Source organism: Haloarcula terrestris, assembly GCF_031624315.1.
GTDB lineage: Archaea > Halobacteriota > Halobacteria > Halobacteriales > Haloarculaceae > Haloarcula > Haloarcula terrestris.
Window position 1 is genome coordinate 39,651 of record NZ_JAMQOM010000003.1, and the last position, 19,223, is coordinate 58,873.

General features: G+C 64.8%; 23 protein-coding genes and 1 tRNA gene. 11 read left to right on the forward strand and 13 right to left on the reverse strand.

Translation table 11 applies throughout. The annotated features are described in order from the left end of the window. From NDI54_RS07265 to hisC, 3 genes are read right to left on the reverse strand one after another with little or no spacing between them, the layout of a single operon-like run. Window positions 1–609: a CDP-alcohol phosphatidyltransferase family protein gene (locus NDI54_RS07265; protein ID WP_310895793.1), complete on the reverse strand. Its 609-nt coding sequence runs from the start codon at window positions 607–609 to the stop codon at window positions 1–3. Beyond that, window positions 606–1,112, reverse strand: a complete 507-nt coding sequence (locus tag NDI54_RS07270; protein ID WP_310895794.1) for an adenylate kinase family protein — start codon at window positions 1,110–1,112, stop codon at window positions 606–608. Before NDI54_RS07270 ends, NDI54_RS07265 begins: the two co-directional genes overlap by 4 nt. After that, window positions 1,109–2,191 carry a histidinol-phosphate transaminase gene (gene hisC, locus NDI54_RS07275; RefSeq protein ID WP_310895795.1) on the reverse strand — a complete coding sequence of 361 codons (1,083 nt, stop codon included), beginning with the start codon at window positions 2,189–2,191 and terminating at the stop codon, window positions 1,109–1,111. The genes NDI54_RS07270 and hisC overlap by 4 nt, the downstream gene beginning before the upstream one ends. A gap of 257 nt (window positions 2,192–2,448) precedes the next feature. On the opposite strand from hisC, the gene NDI54_RS07280 reads away from it, so the two are divergent. The 3 genes from NDI54_RS07280 (at window position 2,449) to NDI54_RS07290 (ending at window position 4,309) form a co-directional block, all read left to right on the forward strand. Next, window positions 2,449–3,147, forward strand: coding sequence for a chemotaxis protein CheC (locus NDI54_RS07280; RefSeq protein ID WP_310895796.1), 699 nt, complete (start codon window positions 2,449–2,451; stop codon window positions 3,145–3,147). 45 nt (window positions 3,148–3,192) lie between these two features. Further along, complete coding sequence (locus NDI54_RS07285; protein WP_310895797.1) at window positions 3,193–3,645, forward strand: transporter; 453 nt, start codon at window positions 3,193–3,195, stop codon at window positions 3,643–3,645. A gap of 85 nt (window positions 3,646–3,730) precedes the next feature. Then, the gene (locus tag NDI54_RS07290; protein ID WP_310895798.1) at window positions 3,731–4,309 is read left to right on the forward strand and encodes a metal-dependent hydrolase; all 579 of its coding nucleotides are present in this window, start codon (window positions 3,731–3,733) and stop codon (window positions 4,307–4,309) included. Here the strand turns inward: NDI54_RS07290 and NDI54_RS07295 are convergent. From NDI54_RS07295 to NDI54_RS07305, 3 genes are all read right to left on the reverse strand, one after another. Then, window positions 4,306–5,937, reverse strand: a complete 1,632-nt coding sequence (locus tag NDI54_RS07295) for a GMC family oxidoreductase (RefSeq protein ID WP_310895799.1) — start codon at window positions 5,935–5,937, stop codon at window positions 4,306–4,308. The genes NDI54_RS07290 and NDI54_RS07295 overlap by 4 nt on opposite strands. A gap of 290 nt (window positions 5,938–6,227) precedes the next feature. Next, window positions 6,228–6,301: transfer RNA gene (locus NDI54_RS07300), tRNA-Arg, on the reverse strand. Between the two features lie 73 nt (window positions 6,302–6,374). Then, complete coding sequence (locus tag NDI54_RS07305; RefSeq protein WP_310896323.1) at window positions 6,375–6,617, reverse strand: twin-arginine translocase TatA/TatE family subunit; 243 nt, start codon at window positions 6,615–6,617, stop codon at window positions 6,375–6,377. Window positions 6,618–7,243: 626 nt separating this feature from the next. On the opposite strand from NDI54_RS07305, the gene NDI54_RS07310 reads away from it, so the two are divergent. From NDI54_RS07310 to NDI54_RS07325, 4 genes are all read left to right on the forward strand, one after another. Next, entirely contained in the window at window positions 7,244–7,468 is a 225-nt protein-coding gene (locus NDI54_RS07310) for a hypothetical protein (protein WP_406600172.1), read from the forward strand. A gap of 67 nt (window positions 7,469–7,535) precedes the next feature. After that, window positions 7,536–8,003, forward strand: coding sequence for a redoxin domain-containing protein (locus tag NDI54_RS07315; protein ID WP_310895801.1), 468 nt, complete (start codon window positions 7,536–7,538; stop codon window positions 8,001–8,003). 46 nt (window positions 8,004–8,049) lie between these two features. Continuing rightward, window positions 8,050–8,862 (forward strand): HD domain-containing protein, encoded by an 813-nt coding sequence (locus NDI54_RS07320; protein ID WP_310895802.1) that lies wholly within the window; start codon window positions 8,050–8,052, stop codon window positions 8,860–8,862. A 47-nt stretch (window positions 8,863–8,909) separates the two neighbouring features. Next, window positions 8,910–9,323, forward strand: coding sequence for a hypothetical protein (locus NDI54_RS07325; protein WP_310895803.1), 414 nt, complete (start codon window positions 8,910–8,912; stop codon window positions 9,321–9,323). Between the two features lie 111 nt (window positions 9,324–9,434). Here NDI54_RS07325 and NDI54_RS07330 read toward each other — a convergent pair whose 3' ends face one another. Both NDI54_RS07330 and NDI54_RS07335 read right to left on the reverse strand, forming a co-directional pair. Next, on the reverse strand, window positions 9,435–9,575 hold the full coding sequence (locus NDI54_RS07330; protein ID WP_310895804.1) for a hypothetical protein: 141 nt from the start codon (window positions 9,573–9,575) through the stop codon (window positions 9,435–9,437). A 144-nt stretch (window positions 9,576–9,719) separates the two neighbouring features. After that, entirely contained in the window at window positions 9,720–9,845 is a 126-nt protein-coding gene (locus NDI54_RS07335; RefSeq protein ID WP_310895805.1) for a hypothetical protein, read from the reverse strand. A gap of 246 nt (window positions 9,846–10,091) precedes the next feature. On the opposite strand from NDI54_RS07335, the gene NDI54_RS07340 reads away from it, so the two are divergent. From NDI54_RS07340 to NDI54_RS07350, 3 genes are all read left to right on the forward strand, one after another. Further along, a complete protein-coding gene (locus tag NDI54_RS07340) occupies window positions 10,092–11,348 on the forward strand; it encodes an alanyl-tRNA editing protein (protein ID WP_310895806.1) in 1,257 nt (418 codons plus the stop codon). 139 nt (window positions 11,349–11,487) lie between these two features. Then, window positions 11,488–12,384 (forward strand): GAF domain-containing protein, encoded by an 897-nt coding sequence (locus tag NDI54_RS07345; RefSeq protein WP_310895807.1) that lies wholly within the window; start codon window positions 11,488–11,490, stop codon window positions 12,382–12,384. Continuing rightward, window positions 12,381–13,067, forward strand: coding sequence for a DUF7504 family protein (locus NDI54_RS07350; protein WP_310895808.1), 687 nt, complete (start codon window positions 12,381–12,383; stop codon window positions 13,065–13,067). The genes NDI54_RS07345 and NDI54_RS07350 overlap by 4 nt, the downstream gene beginning before the upstream one ends. Before the next feature lie 90 nt (window positions 13,068–13,157). Here NDI54_RS07350 and NDI54_RS07355 read toward each other — a convergent pair whose 3' ends face one another. From NDI54_RS07355 to NDI54_RS07370, 4 genes are read right to left on the reverse strand one after another with little or no spacing between them, the layout of a single operon-like run. Continuing rightward, window positions 13,158–14,081 (reverse strand): DMT family transporter, encoded by a 924-nt coding sequence (locus tag NDI54_RS07355; RefSeq protein ID WP_310895809.1) that lies wholly within the window; start codon window positions 14,079–14,081, stop codon window positions 13,158–13,160. A gap of 6 nt (window positions 14,082–14,087) precedes the next feature. Next, window positions 14,088–14,924 carry a 5'/3'-nucleotidase SurE gene (surE, locus tag NDI54_RS07360; protein WP_310895810.1) on the reverse strand — a complete coding sequence of 279 codons (837 nt, stop codon included), beginning with the start codon at window positions 14,922–14,924 and terminating at the stop codon, window positions 14,088–14,090. A gap of 36 nt (window positions 14,925–14,960) precedes the next feature. Then, window positions 14,961–16,421: a small ribosomal subunit Rsm22 family protein gene (locus NDI54_RS07365; protein WP_310895811.1), complete on the reverse strand. Its 1,461-nt coding sequence runs from the start codon at window positions 16,419–16,421 to the stop codon at window positions 14,961–14,963. After that, window positions 16,418–17,152 (reverse strand): prephenate dehydrogenase/arogenate dehydrogenase family protein, encoded by a 735-nt coding sequence (locus NDI54_RS07370; protein ID WP_310895812.1) that lies wholly within the window; start codon window positions 17,150–17,152, stop codon window positions 16,418–16,420. The genes NDI54_RS07365 and NDI54_RS07370 overlap by 4 nt, the downstream gene beginning before the upstream one ends. Window positions 17,153–17,314: 162 nt before the next feature. Here NDI54_RS07370 and NDI54_RS07375 point away from each other — a divergent pair, with 162 nt between their 5' ends. After that, the gene (locus tag NDI54_RS07375) at window positions 17,315–18,088 is read left to right on the forward strand and encodes a fumarylacetoacetate hydrolase family protein (RefSeq protein WP_310895813.1); all 774 of its coding nucleotides are present in this window, start codon (window positions 17,315–17,317) and stop codon (window positions 18,086–18,088) included. A gap of 27 nt (window positions 18,089–18,115) precedes the next feature. Here NDI54_RS07375 and NDI54_RS07380 read toward each other — a convergent pair whose 3' ends face one another. Continuing rightward, window positions 18,116–19,009 carry a halocyanin domain-containing protein gene (locus NDI54_RS07380; RefSeq protein WP_310895814.1) on the reverse strand — a complete coding sequence of 298 codons (894 nt, stop codon included), beginning with the start codon at window positions 19,007–19,009 and terminating at the stop codon, window positions 18,116–18,118. Window positions 19,010–19,223 lie beyond the last annotated feature (214 nt).

The following is a 19,223-nucleotide window of genomic DNA, read 5'->3' on the forward strand; positions in this document are numbered from 1 at the left end:
CTACTCCAGCGCACCCATTGCGTGATAGAACCGCTGGGCGGCGGTGACGTGGCCGACGACGGCGAACACGACCAATAGCCAGCCCACAAGCGTCAGGCCGGCAAGCGCAGTCGGGACGAATGCCGCGATGCCCGTGACGATGCCGACAAGGGCAAGCCGGTCGGCGCGACCGAGCAGGCCGCCGTAGACGCGGTCGAGGCCGACCGCCTGCGCCTGGGTCCCGAGATAGGAGGTCATCAGGACGCCGGTGACGGCGGCGATGCCCAGTTCCCACTGGCTCACACCGGCAGCGAGGCCGACGATGATGCCGATGTCGGCGTAGCGGTCCAGCACGTGATCGAGCAGGTCGCCGCCGGAGGAGGCCACGTTCAGTTCCCGCGCGAGTGCGCCGTCCACGAGGTCGAGCCAGCCGTTCAGGAAGACGAGGACGGCCCCGCCGAGATACAGCAGCGGGTCCCGTGTCGCGACGGCGTACACCCCACCGGCCCCCAGCGCGAGCAGGAACGCGATGACGCTGACGCCGTTGGGCGACAGGCCGGCGACCTTGGCGGCGCTGACGAACGGGCCGAGCGCGCGGTCGGCCAGCGGGCGGAACTTATCCAGTGTCATAGCCAGTCGATGTAGGAGACGGTGCCCGCGCTCGGTTCGCGCTCACCGTCCACGACCGCCTGGATTTCGCTCGCCACTGCGTCGGGGTCCCGGTCCGTCGTCTCGATCTCGTAGACGGACTCCATGCCGTGTTCCTCGACGGCCTCACTCAGAACGACATCGAGCGCTTCCGACTCCGCGTTCTCGTAGGCCTTCGAATCGTCGTCGCCGCGTTCCCGAAGCCGCTCGACGATAGTCTCAGGGTGGGCACGCAGGACAATCACGCGGTCGGCGTCGAAGTGATGGGCGAGATGGGACTCGAACAGCACGCCGTCGCGGCCGTCGAGCCACTCGGATAGGCCGTCGAGGTCCGCGACGAGGCTCCCGCGGTCCTCGTCGATACCCGTCGAGAACCCCTCTCCTTTGATGACTTCGTTGAGGTGGAGCACGTCGAGGTCGGTGTCGAGGCGCTCCGTCGCCGTGGTCTTGCCCGTGCCCGGCGTGCCGGTGACAGCGACTCTCACGCCTCGACCACCTCGATGACCTCGTTCAGTACCGAGACCGCGCGCTCGGTGTCCTCGCGGGTCCCGCAAGTGATTCTGATACACTCGGGCAGCCCGAACGAGGAGCAATCGCGGATGATGACGCCCTGCTCCTGTGCGGCGTCCGCGACGGCCGACGCGTCGCCGACTTCTGCGAGGATGAAGTTCCCGGCGCTGTCCCAGGTCGGGGCATCGAGTTCCGCAGCGATGTACTCGCGGGCCCACGCCGCCGTCTCGACGGACTTCTCGACGTGCTCGTCGTCGTCAAGCGCCGCTAGCCCTGCCCGGCAGGCGAGTTCGCTGGCCGAAAAGGGCGTGTTGATGCGGGCGTAGGCGTCGGCCCAGTCCTCCGGGACTACCGCGTAGCCGAGCCGAACACCGGCGAGGCCGTACGCTTTCGAGAACGTTCGCAGGAGCGCTACGTCGTCGCGGTCGTCCAGTAACGGCCGCTTGCTCTGTGTTTCGGTAAACTCGCCGTAGGCCTCGTCGACGACGATGAGGGTCTGTTCGTCGGTTTCCTCGGCGATAGTTCGGACTGCATCGGTCGTGAACTCCGCGCCGGTCGGGTTGTGCGGACTGGTGAGGTAGACGATGCGCTCGCCGTCGTAGTCCTTCAGGACGGTGTCGGCGGTCTGGGCGAAGTCGTCGGCCTTCGAGAGCGTGTACTCCTCGACCTCGCCGTGGTGATAGCGGGCGCTCATCGCGTAGTATGCAAAGCCCGGCGACGGGACGAGCACGTCCTGTCCGGGGTCGAGCATGGCCCGGGCGAGGCAGTCCAGCGCGCCGTCGCCGCCGTTGCTCAGCCACACCTGCTCCGGCGTTACGTCCCATCTGTCCGCCAGTTCGTCGACGAGGTCGGCGTGGGAGGCCTTCGGATAGGAATGCATCCGTTCGGCCGCCCCGCTGATCGCCTCGACGGCTCTGGGACTTGGCCCGTACATGTTCTCGTTCGACGCCAGCTTCACCATGTCGTCCGGGTCGAGACCGAGCTCCCGAGCGACTTCCTCGATACCGCGACCTGCCCGATAGACAGTGTGAGCGGAGAGGTCCCGTGGTTCCATGGCTGTGCAAAACGGACGGGGCGGCTTAAGCGTGCTCACATCGGGCGTGGCCACGGCTCCCTGGCGACTACTGCCCAGAAATTCGCTGGCGGCCTCCCGTGTAAAACCCGTCGATGACGGGTGAGACACGGAATAGCACGCTCCCCGTCGAAGCCGTGTCAGTCAGTGGTAATGAGCGTTACGGTGGGCCGCCGTTCAGTCTCGGGAATCCGTCCTCACCGAAAACGGTAACACACCGTAGACCATGATTGTGTCCAATGCCGCTTCTCATCGATATCCGGAAACTCACACTCATCACTAGGCTCATCCAGGACGGGGCCGAGCAGGTCGCCGACTCGCTGGCGACGCTGGCCGGCGTTGACGCCGCCGTCGAGATCAAGAGCCTCTCGTTCGTCCAGCCGGAGGACATCGCCACGGAGATGGGCGGTGGGACCATCTACAGCGCTCGGGTCCGGCTGACGGAGCCGCCCTACGGCGTCTTTCTGATGACCTTCGAGACCGAGACGGCCGCCGAAATCGCCGAGCTGATGACCGGTTCCAGCGTCGATGACGGGTTCACACAGCTGCACGAGTCCGCCCTTCAGGAGATGTGTAACATCCTCACCTCGGGCTTCATCGACGGCATCGCGAACACGCTTGACGCGACCATCAACATGGGGACGCCGACGGTCGTACAGGACGACGCGACCGAGATCGCCGACAAGGCCCTCTCACACGTCCGCCGGGACTCGCTGACTATCGTACTCGACTCGCTGGTCGACATCAAAGAGAGCGACGTGGCCTTTTCCCTTCGCATCTTCCTCATTCCCGATCCCGGCTCGTTCGTTCACCTCATCGACCAACTGGACTACGACGTGGACCGCGAGACCCACATCTCGGCGGACACCGACGCGGTCACAGAGCTCGACATGTCCGGTGACGTGGACGCGCTGGATGCGCTGGACACCTCGGAGTAACACCGAACCCACGACGTTGAAGGGGTTCGCGTCCAACCGGCGTGTATGAGTGTCGTAAACGCGGCTATCTTCGGGGTGCACCTGATATTCGCCGCGCTGTGGGCTGGTACTGTGTTGTTCATGACCTACGCCGTCCTCCCGACGGCGCTGAACGGCGACTCTTCACCGGGGCCGCTGTCAGCGATTACCGGCAAGCTCCAGACGGTCTCGCGGTCGAGCGCGCTCTTCCTCCTCCTGACCGGCGGCCACCTGGCAGCGACCCGCTACACCGCCGAATCGCTGACGGGGACCGGCCGCGGCCACCTCGTCCTCACGATGGTCGTCCTGTGGTTCCTGCTCGCCGGCCTCGTCGAAGTCGGAGCATCGAAGCTTGCCGACGGCTTCGACCAGCAGAAGGTCCGCGAACCGGCCCGGAACGCACGGCCGTTCCTGCTCGGTGCCTCTGTCGTCGCGATCCTGCTCCTGCTCGACGCCGGCGCGATTCTCGGCCTGTACTGAACGGCCGACACACCGATTTTGCTGCTGGTCGTCACACAGTCCTGTATCAGCAGATACAAATCGCCGTCCCCCGTGCGAATACGTAATGTGGCCGTGGGGACATCTCGCCGTCGCCTACCTCGCCTACGTCGTCTACACCCGTATCGACCCGGCTGGCCGACAGACCGCGGCGACGCTCACCGCGCTCGCGGTGGGCTCGCAGTTCCCGGATCTGATAGACAAACCGTTCGCCTGGACCTTCGGGGTCCTGCCGTCCGGGCGGTCGCTAGCTCACTCGCTGTTTACGCTCCTGTTGCTCGCCGCCGTCCTGCACTGGCTCGCTGTCCGCTATCGCCGAACGGACCTCTCGATGGCGTTCACTCTCGGCGCGTTCGTACACACGCTGACTGATATGAGCCCGACGGCGGTGGCGGGGCTGCTTGGCGGCGACCCCACGCAGGTCCAGTGGCTGCGCTTTCTCGTCTGGCCGCTCCAGCCTCCGCCGCCATATGCCAACGACACCTCCTTCGTCGAGCAGTTCGCCTCGCTCTCCGTCGAGCCGTACGTCCTGTTCCAGTTTGGGCTGTTCGGGCTCGCCGTCGCCGTGTGGCTTGCCCACGGCGCACCCGGCCTCCGGTCGGTCACTCGCCGGAGCAAGGCGGCGTTCACCGAATCTGCGGATTAAAGCCGCTCGGAAACGTGGTCCGCGCACTTCAGCGCAAGCGCGGCGATGGTCAACGTCGGGTTCATCGACCCGGCGGTGACGAACACCGACGAGGACGCAATCGAGAGGTTCGCCACGTCGTGGGTCCGTAGCTGTGGATTGACGACGCTCTCATCTGGATCGGTTCCCATTCTCGTCGTCCCCATGTGGTGGTACGCCGGCCCAGTGTTCTCCGGGCCGACCGTCCAGGAGATATCGACGCCCAGTTCCGACAGCACGGCGTGTTGAATCTCGTTCGCACGACTGAGCGACCGCCCGAGCCGGTCGCCCCACGACCACTGGATGTCCGGCACCGGGTTCCCGTGGTCGTCCGTCGTCGACGTGTCCAGCGTGACCCGGTTTTCCTTCCGTGGCGGCTGGCCGACCAGGCCCCCCATCGCGATGCTGTTGCCGTAGCTCTCGCGGAGGCTCGACAGGAGCGTATCGCCCCACTCTTCGCCGGAAAGCGCGAGTTCGACCGGCGACGGGCCGGCGTAGTTCAGAAACTCCAGTTTCAGCGGCGACAGCGCCTCGTCGGTGGCCTCGACGACCGTCTCGCTGTCCGCGACGCGCTCGACTGCCTGTCCGGGGTCGTCGTAGAACTGGTGACACTCGCTCGTGAGAAAGCCGATGTGGTTCTGGCGCGTTCCCCCGTCAAGCGTGCCGCCAGCGCCGGCAAACAGGTGGTCCATGAAGTAGTGACCGACCAGTCCCGAACTGTTCGCCAGCCCGTCCGGATGGTCGCCGTTCTCCGACAGCAAGAGGAGCCGCGGCGTCTCGACACCGCCCGCCGCGATAACGAACTCGCGGGCCGTCTGGCGGTGTTCGGTCCCATCCGGCGTCGCATACACGGCCGCCTCGACGCGCCCATCGGCGTTGGTAACGAGGCGCTGGACTGGGGCGCGGTCGATGACGCTGGCTCCCTCGGCTTCGGCGTCCTCGATGTCCACGCTGGCGTCGTATTTCGCCCCGGAGGGACAGACCGGCTGGCAGGTCCCGTAGCCGACACACGGCCCTCGTCCGTCGTAGGGCTCCGAATTGCGGGCGTTGGGGACGGAGTGCATCGTGATACCGAGTTCCTCGCAGGCCTCCGCGAACAGCGAGTCGCTGTATGACGGCGGAAAGCCGGGCAGGGGGTACGCGCCGTCCCGCCGCGGGGCGAAGGGGTTGTCCGCGTCGCCGGCGACCCCCAGCGCCCGCTCGGCGTCGGCGTAGTACGGTCGCAGGTCGTCGTAGCTGATCGGCCACGCCGGGTCGTCGGTGTCGTGGCTCCCGTCGAAATCTGAGGGGTGCAGCCGCATCACCATCCCCTGCCAGTGCAGCGTCGACCCGCCGACACCTTTCACTCGGGAGACGTTCAGCGGGTAGTACCGCTCGCCGCTCGCAGTGAACGCGTCGCGGTCGCCGCCCATCCCCCAGACTGAACCGTGGTCGCCGGGCCGAATCGTCTGCTCCATCTGCTGCTCGCGTTTCGACCTGTCGAACCGCGGCCCGGCCTCTAACACGACCACGCTCTGCCCGTCGCTGGCGAGTTGGCTCGCGACGAGTGCCCCTGCCGGCCCGGCCCCGATAACACACACGTCCGCCCGCTCGGACGGCTCCCGATCCATCTCAGCCGGAGTTAGGCAAGCCTAAACTTATACGTTGGCATCTCAGGTGCTGTGGATACTGTGGTTCAGTTTGTTTGCCGCAGCGAGTCTCGCGGGATTCGAACCACGGTCGGACGTGCTTCGCTGCGCGCGACCTCCCTGATTAGAATCCCGCCATGCCGGTTCGTTCGACGACTCGCTTCGCTCGTCGTCTCACTGCACGGGGGTGGCGGGACTGAGCGAAACCGAAGGTTTCGCGAGGGTCGCCACGGCCGCGAGTGTGTTTCGAGCGGACGCGAGAAACCACGAAGCGGGCGTGGCGGGATTCGAACCCGCGTTCTAGGGGTTAGGAACCCCTCGCCCTGGTCCACTAGGCCACACGCCCTACTGGATGGTCGATAGATCGGCGAAAAGCCCTTTCGTTATCACTACAGATCGCTGCAAACGGAAAAGTGACCTCAGTTACTCTCGGTTTCCGTCGCCGTCTCGGTGGACTCGGTCGAGTCCACGGTGGATGCGTCGGCGCCCTCCGCAGTGCCGCCCTCACGCATCTCTTCGAGTTCCTGCTCGACTTCTTCGCGTCCCTTCTGGAACTCGCCCATGGCTTCGCCGGTCGACCGCGCTAACTTTGGAATCTTGTTCGCACCGAACAGCAGGACGGCGATGAGGAGGATAACCATCATCTCCGTCGTCCCGGGCATCCCCGGGAACAGTATTCCGATTGTCGCTGACATTGTATCCGAAGGTTACGTGGTTGCTATTATAACCTTTTTGCCTCCTTCAGGAGGGGCTGCCAGGTGATTCGCTACTCCCGGGACTGCGCTACGGCGTTCCAGTGGCGTCCCCGTCCCATCGCCGGGTTTTGAACCGGTTCCGACGAACAGGTCGGCGGGAAACGGGCAGTGACGATCCATGACTGGAGCCCAGACAGAAAACGAGTGTCACTGTTCGTCCAGAGCCGCAGAACCGGGCTCGCCGGGAACCCACGGCGAAGCCCGGACCGGGGGGAGTGGGATGTGGGGTGGAGGGGGCAACGAGACACCGTATCCTTGGCTGTACGGCGTCTCTGGCTTGGCACTGCAATTGACAGACAGGTCACTCCGTGTCCACGGGAACAGGCCGATAGCTGGTGGCTGTCCGGTAGATGACTTCTGTTGTCCGCACACGGGTTCGCACCCGCAGTTTCGCCTTTACTGTCGTGTCAATTTATTATACGTTTGTTAAACCACGGCTTACCGGATCTGGAGTGGGCGAAACACGTCCTTGCCCGGAGTTATAACTACTGTCGGGCACTCAGGGATAGTAAATGCCGGCTGAGAGTCATACGATGGAAGTCAGAAGCGGGGAAGAGGTAACGATTCGCCCGATTAAACCCGTCGGGGAGGACATCGTCCGGGTCGATATCGAGGCTGACGGGGTCTGGCGTCTGGATATCACGCGCGAGGGAGAGATCGCGGATGTCGTCACGACCCGGGACGCTGACGGCACGCTTGCGGATCGTGATCTACCGGAATGGATCGATGAGGTCACAGCGAAGTTCGCGCAGTTCTGACCGGACAGAACTGCCAAGCTCGACCGTGTCGGAAAGGGTTTTACCGGCCAGGTCCCAGGTCGCAAATATGGTTTCAGTCGGAGACGCCGCACCAGATTTCACCGCACCGGTCGCAAACGGAGACATCGATGAAATAACACTGTCCGAGGAGACAGAGTCCGGCCCCATCGTCCTCGCGTTTTTCCCGGGGGCGTTCACCAGCGTCTGTAGCCACGAACTGAACACGTTCCAGGACCGACTCGACGAACTCACGGAGGCGGGGGCGACGCTGTACGGCATCAGTATCGACACGCCGTTCGCACAGAACGCGTTCCGTGACGAACTCGGGATCGAGTTCGACCTCGTCAGCGACGCCGGCCGTGAAATCGTCGACGCCTACGACATTTCGATGGACTTCGAGGCCCTCGGCGTACCGAACGTGGCCAAGCGGGCCGTCTTCGTTATCGACGAGAACGAGGAAGTCACGTACGCCTGGGTCAGCGACGATCCTGGCGTCGAACCGGACTACGACGAGGTCATCGACGCCGCCACCTGACCGCGCCGGTGGGGGATTTTTCGCCGTGGGTTGTCTGGGTTGTGGTATGAGCGTTGATAAAGACGACACCGGCGGCCGCATTTATGATCCTGATGAGGACCATGCGTTCCCGGACGGGCGGCTGAACGCGGTTCTCGACACCGTCACGACCGACGAGGAGATCCAGGCGTATCTCGAAGCACAGAACATCAATCCCGTTGCGCGGAAGCGGTACAACGACCACGGCGCGAAACACATCGGTATCGTCCGGAACCGAGCGCTGTGCCTCTATGATCTCCTCAAACAGGGCGGCGTTGAGTTCAACGGCGCGGCCGATCACGGGCTTGACGAGGCCGACGAGGCCGTCATCATCGCGCTCGCGACGACGCTGCACGACATCGGCCACGTCGTCCACCGCGATGCACACCCGTATTATTCGATTCCGCTCGCGGCCGATATCCTCGATGACCTGCTCGATGAGTTCTACAACGTGCGACAGGCCGTTCAGGTGAAAGGCGAGGTGTTACACGCGATTCTCTGTCATCACACGGAGGAAAACCCGCTGACGCTGGAAGCCGGCGTCGTGCGCGTCGCCGACGCGCTGGACATGGAGCGGGGCCGGTCGCGGATCCCCTACAAGCGCGGCGGCCGCGGTATCGACACCGTCTCCAGCCAGGCCATCGAGACGGTGACGCTGAGCCCGGGCGACGACTATCCCGTCCTCGTCGAAATCGCGATGAACAACGCCGCCGGCGTCTACCAGGTTGACAACCTGCTGAAGGCCAAGCTCAGAGATTCCGGTCTGGAGGAACACGTCCGCATCGTCGCGCTCAACACCCGGGAAGACGGCAATCAGATCGTCGAGCGAATCGAGCTCTGATAGGGACCGACACAACGGTTTTGTACCGTGGTTCCCTAGCTGTGCCCATGAGTCTCACACCCATGGATGAGCCACGGGGTGCCCGAAGCAGCACGGACGACGGCGGGGTGTCGTCGCCCTCGCTTCTGGAACGGGCCAGGCATCGCGTGCGCTCAGCCATTGAGACCACTTCGATTGGGGAGCAATGCCTCCAATGGCTCGATACACGTGGTCGAGACAAGCCACAATCGAAGATCCACACCGATGGATTCGCTGACGATGTCGTCGCACCGCCGGAGTGCCCGCCGGTCAGTGACCTTCCGACCCGATCACGGCCGTTTACCTATCCGACGCGGAATCATGCGGAGAGCAACACCGTCGATCTCATCGCTATCGAATCCGGGGACCGACTGACGGTCACACATCCCGATGACCCGAAGGCGAAGATTTCATCTGACATGTGGGAATCCGTCGAGCAGTAGGTTCTGCTTCCGTTGCCGGTCTGTTCTCGCTGTACAGATAGCCAAAAAGCCCGTATTAGACCTGCAAACGCAGGGAAGTCCGACCCGAAGATCGGCCAGTTGATGCCGTGCTCAGAGTTCGTACTGCGCGATATCGCCGGAGCCGCAGGCCGGACAGGTTGCCCCACCTGTTTCGAGGGTGGTCCCACAGCGTCGACACTCCAGATGTGATCGCTGTCGAGTCCCGACGACCTGGCGTAATCGCTTGATCATATGTTTCGGCAGGGGGCGTGGGGGCATATAACCGGGTAATCTACAGTGAAAGTGAAAACCGCAAGACTGGGGCCTGGTTTCGATAGGGGCGTCAGCCGAACGTCAGACACCACTTCCGCCGTCTGCCCTCCACATCCGATCCGGTCACGTCCGGGTCCGCTTTCGGCGGTCTCGCTTGCCGGACGCGTACAGCAACGTCATGAACAGCCCAATCGCAAACAGCCAGACCACCAGCCAGAGCAGTACCGATTGGACCCCACTCCCGAGCATGATTTATAAAATACTCTTCTAGTATTTAATTAATCGCACTATACCGAATGTGAATAAAATGTGAAACAGCGGATTGAGCCTTCGGTAGCCGCCTGGTCCGGTGTAAGTCAGTCTCTACACCCCTCACTACCCGCCTGTCCGTGTGGGTATCGCCTTGCACCCGTTACCACCCGAATGGGCCCGGCTGCTCACCCGTTTCGTGGTGACGGGCAGCTATTTTTATCCACGCCAGTGTAGCGCCACCCCATGACGGGAACAGCCGCAGCCGAGCCCACTGTGACGACGTTTACGTCGACTGTCGAACGGATCGAAACGACCGAAGTCGTGCTAACCGAGACCTACTTTTATGCCGAAGGCGGCGGCCAGCCGGCCGATCTGGGCACACTCGATGGCGTCGAAGTCGCCGATGTGCAGCAGCGAAACGGCGAAATCGTCCACGAACTGTCTGAACCGCCGGCGTTCGAACCAGGCGAGACGGTCGAGGGGAACATCGACACGGCGTTTCGGACGTACTGCATGCGTGCCCACACGGCCAGCCACGTCCTCTACGGTGCCGGTCGCCGGCTGTTGTCGGAGCTGGGCTACGGCGGCTTCGACATCAGCGCCTCTATCCCGGACGACGACGACGCCGATGGCGACGACTTCGGGCCGGCTATCGGCGGGAAGGTGCGCGTGGATTTCGAGACGACGACCGAAATCGACGACGCGACGCTCGTCGAACTCGAACGGCTGACGAACCGCGCTGTCTGGGAGTCTTACGACGTGAACTGGACTGAGGTCCCGCGGGCGGACGCCCTCGCCCGCGACGACGTGGCGTTCAACACGAAGACGGAGGAGGGCATCGAGGGCGACACCGTTCGAATCGTCACAATCGAGGACTGGGACGTGGCGGCCTGTGGCGGCACGCACGTCGGGAACACGCGGGAGATCGGGCCGGTGACAGTACTCGGTCGGTCAAATCCCGGCGAGGGGCTGACTCGCGTCGAGTTCGCCGTCGGCCCGCGGGCCATCGGTCAGCGGGCGACCGACCACGAGCAGTCGCGGGCCGCTGCGCGAGCGCTCGACACGAACGTCGCTGACCTCCCGGCGGCTGTCGAGGCGTTGCAGTCGGAGCGTGACGACCTCCGGGAAACCGTGTCGGCCCTCCGCGAGCAAATGGTCGAGGCCCGCATCGCGGACCTGCGGGAGACCACGGTCGAAAAAGACGGCCGGACGTGGCTTGTCGGGACCGTGTCAGGTCTCGACGCGAACGCGCTGGCTGACCGGGCGGAGTCCGTCGTTGACGACGATATCGACGTGGCCGCGCTGGTCGACGCCGACGGCCAGTACCTCGGTGTCGGCACAACCGGCGCAGTCGACGCCGGTACAGTGGTCGACCGAGTGACGACAGAGTTCGGCGGCGGTGGCGGCGGTCGGCCGACCGTCGCACAGGGCGGGGGCCTCGGTGCTGACGGGGACGACATCGTTGCCTTTCTCGAAGCCCTCCCTGGAAGCGTAGACTGAGACGGGTGACACGGGCGCTCAATCCGTCCGTTTCGCGGTTGGCTCGCTCCCGTTTTCGCGGTTGATAGCTGGGCCAGTACGTACATGCCGCCCGGCAGGAATCTCAAACCAGATACCGATGGCACATCGCATTCTCTGCGTGGACCCGGACGAGGATGTCCGTGAAACGACAGTCGACAAGCTCCAGTCGGAACTGCCGGACCGAGACCTCCGCTTCGAAACGGCCGGAACGCTGGCCGACGCGGAGCGCAAGCTCACGACGGCCACCGCAGCCGTTGTTACCGAGTACGAACTCCCCGACGGAACGGGGTTCGACCTCATCGGGACGGCCCAAACGGCCTGCCCGGACGCCGGGTGTATCCTGTACACCGACACCGACCCGGACACTATCGACACGGCGGAGCTTCGGGGTTCGATCACAGAGTACGTCGGGAAAGACTCGATTTTTGGAAGAGAGCGCCTCTCGAAACTGCTGGGCACGACTATCGACACGCGAGTGCAAGCGACGTATCCGGTCCCGCAAACCGAGACCGAGCGGCTGGCTGCGCTCCGGTCGTACGACCTCGATAATCCGGACCTGCTGTCGTCGCTGGACCGGATCACTGACCTCGCCGCCGATTACTTCGACGTTGACCGGGCCTCGATAAACATCATCAACGAGCACAGCCAGGACTTTCTGGCCTGCTACGGCGACGCGCAGGACTGGGAGTCGATGGACCGCGAGGACTCTATCTGTACCTTTACGATTCTCGAAGACGACGACGTGATGACCGTCGAGGATGTCACGGAAGACCCCCGCTTCGAAACCCGAAGCGAGACACTCATCGACATGGGCATCCGGGCGTACATGGGAGCGAACCTGATTACGTCGAACGGCCTGGTCATCGGGCCGCTGTGTGTGTACGACGACGAGCCTCGGGCGTTCTCGGCGGCCGACGAAGCGTACCTCCAGGATCTCGCCGATGTGGCGATGGACCTCATCGAACTTCACTCGCGGCTGGACGGCATCGCCGAAGGGACGGAGGGTGAGCCATGACCGCAGGGACCAGCGGCGGGTACGAGTTCGGCGACGGTATCCCGATCAACCCCATCAGCTCCGGGTCGACGGTACTGGTCGCGGGGCCGGCACTCAGCCGCGCCGAAGGGCTCGCCCGCACGCTCGTCGCGGACGGAAGTCCCGCCAGAGAGGGAATGCTGTTCATCTCGACGAACATGACCGCTGAGAAGCTCCTGAACGCCTGTCGCGAGACCCGTACTCCCTTCGACGATTCGAGAATGGGTGTCATCGACTGTAGCGGACAGGATCTCGGCAACTCCGCGCTCGGTGACCGGGTGAAGTACGTCTCGACACAGAGTGACCTGACCGGTATCGGCATGAAGTTCTCGGCGCTGTACGAGGGCCTGTACGGGTCTGTCGAGGGGGGCCGCGTTCGGACCGGACTGATAAGCCTCTCGTCGCTGTCGATGTACGTCGACCTGCGGGCGCTGTTCCAGTTTGCACAGACCGTCTCGGGTCGCATCGACAGCGCCGGCGGTCTGGGAGTGTTCGCTATCGACCCGACGACCCACGACACGAAAGCGGTCAACACACTGAGCCAGGTCGCCGACGGGCGTATCGAGGTCAGAGAATCCGACAACGGAGCGAACGATGGCGAACTCCGCGTCCGCGGCCTCCCGGACCAGCCAAGCGGCTGGCTGCCCTTCACCCTGTCTGAGTAGCAACGGGGCTCATACTGTCGGCTGTATGTCTGTGAAGAATATCGTCGCCCCATGGTGAAGAATCTCTTGAAATAGTTACAGCCGACAGTATCAGTCGCTCTGTCTCGGCGTTCCGTTGAACCGCGCGACCTCGTCCCGCAGCGCGTCCCGTTTCAGGAGGGCGAACCCGACGAGGATGCAGGCGAACCCGACGCCCGTGAAGAACGTCGGCCGCTCGCCGAGAAAGAGGAGGCCGGTCGCGGCGGCGACGACCGGCGCGGCGTAGGAGACGAGGTTGATTTCGATGGGGCCGAGCCGTTCCAGCAGGTCGAAATAAATCAGGAACCCCAGCGCACTGGCGACAACGACCAGATAGAGCAGGGCCAGCCCCGCCTCAACGGTCCACTGTATGTCGGTGACTGACTCGGAGAGGCCGGCGCTGACGCCGTGCATGAGGACGGCACCCAGAAGCATTGACCACGCCTCCATCGTCTCGATTTCGAGGTCGTCGTCGAACCGGCGGGTCAGCACGCTCCCGAGGGCGAACGCCGCCGCTGCGAGAAACACCAGGAACAGCGACACCGTTCGAGGGTCCAACAGATTGCTCGGGTCGGGGTTGCTGAGGACGCCGACGCCGACGAAGCCGACGAGCAGGCCGACGATACCTAGCGGCGTGAGCCGTTCCTCGGGGAGGAACGCCCGGGCGAACCCGGTGGTCAGAATCGGCGAGAGGCTGACGACGATAGCGGCGGCGGCGCTGGTGGTCCCCTGTTCCCCGATGAACAGGAAGATGTGATACGCCGCGATCAGTAGCGAACCGCCGATACCCACGACGATCCAGTCGGCCCGGCTCCGGGGGACCCACTGGTCTGTCACGTACACTGCGTATCCCAGCATGAGCAGGCCGGCGAGGTCGTAGCGAAAGGCCGCAAACAGCACCGGCGGGAAGTACTCCAGTCCGGCCTTGATCGCGGTAAAGGCGCTGCCCCAGGCGACGGCGAGCGCGACGAAGAGGATGGCGTTGCGGAACCGCATTTCCGGTCAGTTGGCGGCCTCGCTGTCAGCTGACTCGTCGTCCGCTGCTTCACCGTCCTCCGGTTCGTACGTCTCGGCGAGCGCGTCGAGGGCCTCGTGGTGTTCGGTGGTGTGTGGCGCGGTCAGCGGCGAGACGCTGACCTGTCCGTCGACGACGGCGCGGCGATCGGTTCCCTCGGGGTCGGGGATGTCGCCCTCGGCCATGTGCTCCCAGATGCGGTCATGGAGCGTCACGGCGTCGCCCTCCCGGACGGCGTCCATCTCGTAGAGGTGCGAGGGGCGCGTCACCGTCATCGGTGCCTCGCCCCACTCCGCGACGGGCGCGTTGACGTTCAGGTAGTCACACTGCTCGAACACGCCGGCGTCGATGGCGTGGTCGGCGAGGTACGTCGTCGCTCGGGCGGCCTCGTCGTAGCTGTCGCCGTTGGCCTCGATGTCGGAAAAGGCGGCGTCCTCGCGGACCGGAATGTACATCGAGACGGCCATCGCCGGCACGTCGAAGAAGGTCGCTTCGACGGCGGCGCTGACGGTCCCCGAGCGCCCGAGGACGTACGCGCCGAGGTTTGCCCCGCGGTTACAGCCCGCGACGACGAGGTCCGCATCCGTGACGAGTGCTTCGAGCCCCGCCACGACGCAGTCCGACGGCGTCCCCTCGACGGTGTACCCCATCTCGTGGTCGTGAACGGTCACCTCATGTGAGATGGCCCGGCCGACCGCGCTCTGGTCCTCCGCCGGGGCGACCGCGGTCACGTCGCCGACTGTCGAGAGACCGTCGTACAGCGCCCGGAGGCCGGCGCTCTCGATGCCGTCGTCGTTGGTCAGCAGAATCGTCGGCTCGTCCATACGCCCCGTCAGGCCGTCCCCGAGAAAAGCCCACCGCTACCGGGCACGGTCGATGACCGTTTCGCCGTCGACGACGACGTTGTACGCTTCTTCGTCGTCGTTCCACAGCACCAGCGCGTTCTCGAAGGACAGCAGGTCGCCGTAGTCGGCTTTCCGGAGGTCCTCGTTCAGTATCGACGACTCGGTGAGGACGGCGAAGTGGTCGACCTGCTGGCTCCCGTCCCCCAGCAGATACAGCGGATTAGCTCCCTCCCGTTCGGCGAGGTCGTGGCTGAGTTTGACACCCAGGAAGTTCACCCGGTCCGTGACGTAGTTCTCGGCGTCGGCCATCGGCGCGTGGATGCCCCGGTCCGGCGTCACGTCGTGTTTTCGCTTGCCGTCGGTTCGCAGGACGCTGTAGGCGAACTGCACATCCGTATTGACAAACTCGCCTGTCCCGCCCGCGGGGTCGTCGAGGCGTTGCTGCATCGTCGGCACCTCGATGTCCGGTTTGCGGTCGAAAGACCACGACTCGCTGTCGGGCGACTGGTGGGGCCAGAGCCGGACGGTCGGCCCGTACACCGTCGCCGGGCCACCGTCGGCTACCTCGCGCTCGACCGTTCGGAGCTGTATCGCCGTGTTGCGGTCCGCCGGGGCCAGCGCCAGCAGCGTTCCGTCGTCGGCAAGCGCTTCGACGTACCGGTAGAGGGTCGCCGCCGCGTCGTCGAGTTCGCTGAGGACGTTCCCGAAGATGATGAGGTCGTAGCCCTCGGCATCGGTATCGCCGGAATCAAGGTCTTCTCCACTGCCGTCGCCGGTTCCCGGCGACGACGGGTCGAACTCCTCGGCGAGCGCCCGGTGGATCTCCCAGCGGACGTTCTGGCCGCTGTCCTCCAACAAGTGCTCCAGCACGTCCGCGGCGGCACTCGGTTCGACGGCGTGGTAGTCCAGCAGGGCGTCGTCGGGCAGCAGGTCACGCAGCGCGAGCGCCGGGCCGCCGACACCGGCCCCCACATCCAGGACTCGAAGCTGTGACGGCAGCAGGCCGTCCGCGGCGAGGTCCGCGAGGAGGTACTTCGCCACGGCGTAGTAGTCCGGCAGGTGGTAGACGGCGTAGCCAAGCGCCGTTAGTTCGTCGTACTCGACGGCCTGGCCCTGGAGGTACCGCTCCTTGATCTCGCGGATGCGCTCCCGGAGTTCGTCGCCGCGCTCGCCGCTGTGCCAGTCCGGGCCACCCCACTCTGTCAACAGGTCCAAGACCTGCTGTTCGTAGCGGTCGGGGAACCGCTCGACGCCGTCGAAAGCCACCGAGAGGCGCCCCTCAGGTGCCGGAACGAAGGTCCCGTCGTCCTGCTCGACGATGCCCAGGTCGAACGCTTCCTCTCGAAGTACCTGTTTGACGACGGCGGGGTGGGGCTGGCCCTCGACGTATTCGTGTAGCTCCTCGGGGTCCAGCGGCCGGACGTTTCGGAGGTACTGCGCGTTCTCGCGTATCTGCTGGCGGGTGTCCTGATTCATGAGAGTTGCTCGTACAGCCCTTCGAAGGTGTCCGCGTCGGCGTCGGCTATCTGTCGGGCGGCTTCGGCGACCGCGTCCGCGCCGTCGAAGGCGTCCTGAATGTCGGCGTACACCCGCGGGTCGCCGCCGGTGACCTGCTCGACGAGATCGAACAGGCCCGCCGAAATCGGGGTCTGAAACCGGTCGGGCACGTCGGCGGCGGCCATCGCGAACGCGAGTACGGCCGCGTGGGCGCTGGCCTGGACTGTTTCCATCGCTCCGTCGTGTTCTGCCGCCGTCGTCTCGAAGCAGTCGTTCCCGGCGTCGGTGAGTGCGCCGACGACAGTCTCGGTCTCAGGTCCCGGTGCATCGGCGACGACGGCGACGTTCCCGGGCGCGTTTTCGGGGGCGAATAGCGGATGCAGACTCAATCGCTGGCCCTCGGGCATGGCCGCTCGCATTGCGGCGATGGGGCCGGCCATGCTTCCCGTCACGTCGACGATTGCGTCCGCTGCGAGCGGCGCGAACTCGTCGATAGCCGTCTCGGCGACGGGCATCGGCACCGCAATACAGACGACATCGAAAGTCTCAGTCGCGTCGCTGGCGACGGCGCGCCCGCCGACCGCGTCGGCGGCGGCCTCGGCGGCTGCCGGGTCGACATCGGTGAAAGCGACGGACGCATCGGCGTGGGCTCTGACTGTGCGCGCGAACCACCGGCCCATCGCGCCGGCACCAACGACGAGGACGTTCATCGGCCCAGCGTAGCCCGGCCCGTCTCAAAAGCCGTTCGGTCACGCGCCCGACAGCCGGGCCACCGCAGGTGACGATTCGCAGGTAGACAACCGTCGAACAGCCCGCTATCGACCGGTTTCCCCTCCTAAACGCTTATCTGTCGGCCCTGAGAGAACGGTGACATGAAGCGCGTTCGATTCCGTGATACCGCGGGGAACGTCCGGGGGGGTCGCTGGACCGTCGAGGACGGCGAGCCCGTCGTTACCGCCGCCGCCGGACCGTACGGCCGCATCGCCTTCGGCGACGAGTCCTACGACCCCGACGAGGTGGACATTCTCCCGCCCTGCGAGCCGACGAAAGTCGTCTGTATCGGGCGCAACTACGCCGACCACGCCGAGGAGATGGATTCGGACCTCCCGGACCGGCCGATGCTGTTTCTCAAGGCCCCGAACGCCGTCGCCTCCCACGGCAAGCACCTCACGCTGCCCTCGGGGAAAGAGCGCATCGACTACGAGGCCGAACTCGGCGTCGTCATCGGTGAGCAGTGCAAAAACGTCAGCGAGTCGGGCGCGATGGATGTCGTGGCGGGGTACACCTGCGTCAACGACATTTCGAACCGCGACGATCAAGAGATTGAGCAAAACTGGGTCCGCGGGAAGGCCTTCGACAACGCCTGTCCCATCGGCCCGCTCGTCGCCACACCGGAGCACGTCCCCGAGGACGCTAGCATCGAACTCCGACTGAACGGCGAGACGAGGCAGTCCTCCTCCCGTGAGCATCTCATCTTCTCGGTCCCGGAACTCATTGCGGAGATCACGTCGTACATGACGCTGGAACCGGGCGATGTCATCGCCACCGGAACACCCGAGGGCGTCGGCCCGATGGCGGACGGCGACGAGGTCGAAATCGAAATCGAGGGTATCGGGACGCTCAAACACAGCGTCAAGATCCCGTAGGCGGACCGATACGGCAAGCTTCGCGGCTTATTCGACGACGACTGCCCCCTTCATACCGAGTCCTCTGTGGGGTGCACAGGCATACAGGTAGATCCCAGTTTCGGCGAACGTGTACTCGTAGGTCGTGTCGCTGTCGGTGGCGACCGAGCCGGAGTCGAGCGGGCCATCGTCCTTCGAGATGATTTTGTGCGGGCCGGCGTTGTCGGCCCACTCCCAGACGACGGTCGTCTCCGGTGAGATCTTGAGGGCTGGCGGATCGAAGGCGAACGTGCCGCCGTTGCCCTCCGCACCGACGACGACTGTGGCTTCCGCGCTGCCGGTTTGGTCCGTGACGGTGCCGTCGAAGTTGCCCGTCGCGGCGAGCCAGTTGTCGACGGCGGGATAGCCCGAGGACTGCTGCTCTCTGACGATGACTGCGCCCTTCATGCCCTCGTCACGGTGGGGCTCGGAGACGTAGCGGTACTCGCCGACTTCGTCGAAAATGTAGTGATAGCCGGTCCCGGGCTGGGCGTTCGTCCGGCCGCTGTCGAAGGTCCCGTCGAGCGCGACGACGTTCTGCTGGCCGCCGTGGCCGGTCCAGTCCCACCGGACGTTCGTCATCGGCGAGATCTCGATGACCGGTGGATCGAACGCCAGGCCGTCGTCGGTCTCCTCGCCGACCATGATCGCCGGCTGTTCGGCCGGGCCGTACTGACGGGGGTCGCCGTCGTAGCCGTTGGCGTCGTCGAGCCAGTCGTCGAGGGACTCGGGCGTTGATTCCGGTGTCGCTGTTTCGGTGGGTGTCGGGGTCGTAGTTTCAGTCCCGTTCCCGCTGTCGCCTGCGGAACCAGTACTGCCCGAAGAGACACAGCCGGCGGTAACGGCCAGCGCTGTCAGGCCTGTGCTAGCAAGGAACTGTCTGCGAGTGGAGGGCGGTCGCATGGCAAGCTAATCGTTTCCTCTCCGTGATAGAAAAGTGGGTGTCCCCTTTCCAGATTCTGGAAACGAACGGTCGCCCTTTATCTGGTGGTGTTTTATATTCTCGACATCGGCTAGCTACCGGAACCCGGGTATCGCGGGACGCCGGGTAACCCGCAGGATTCACGTCGCTGCGCCGTCACATCGGAATCGAACGCAGAACCACCTCCGGCTGTCC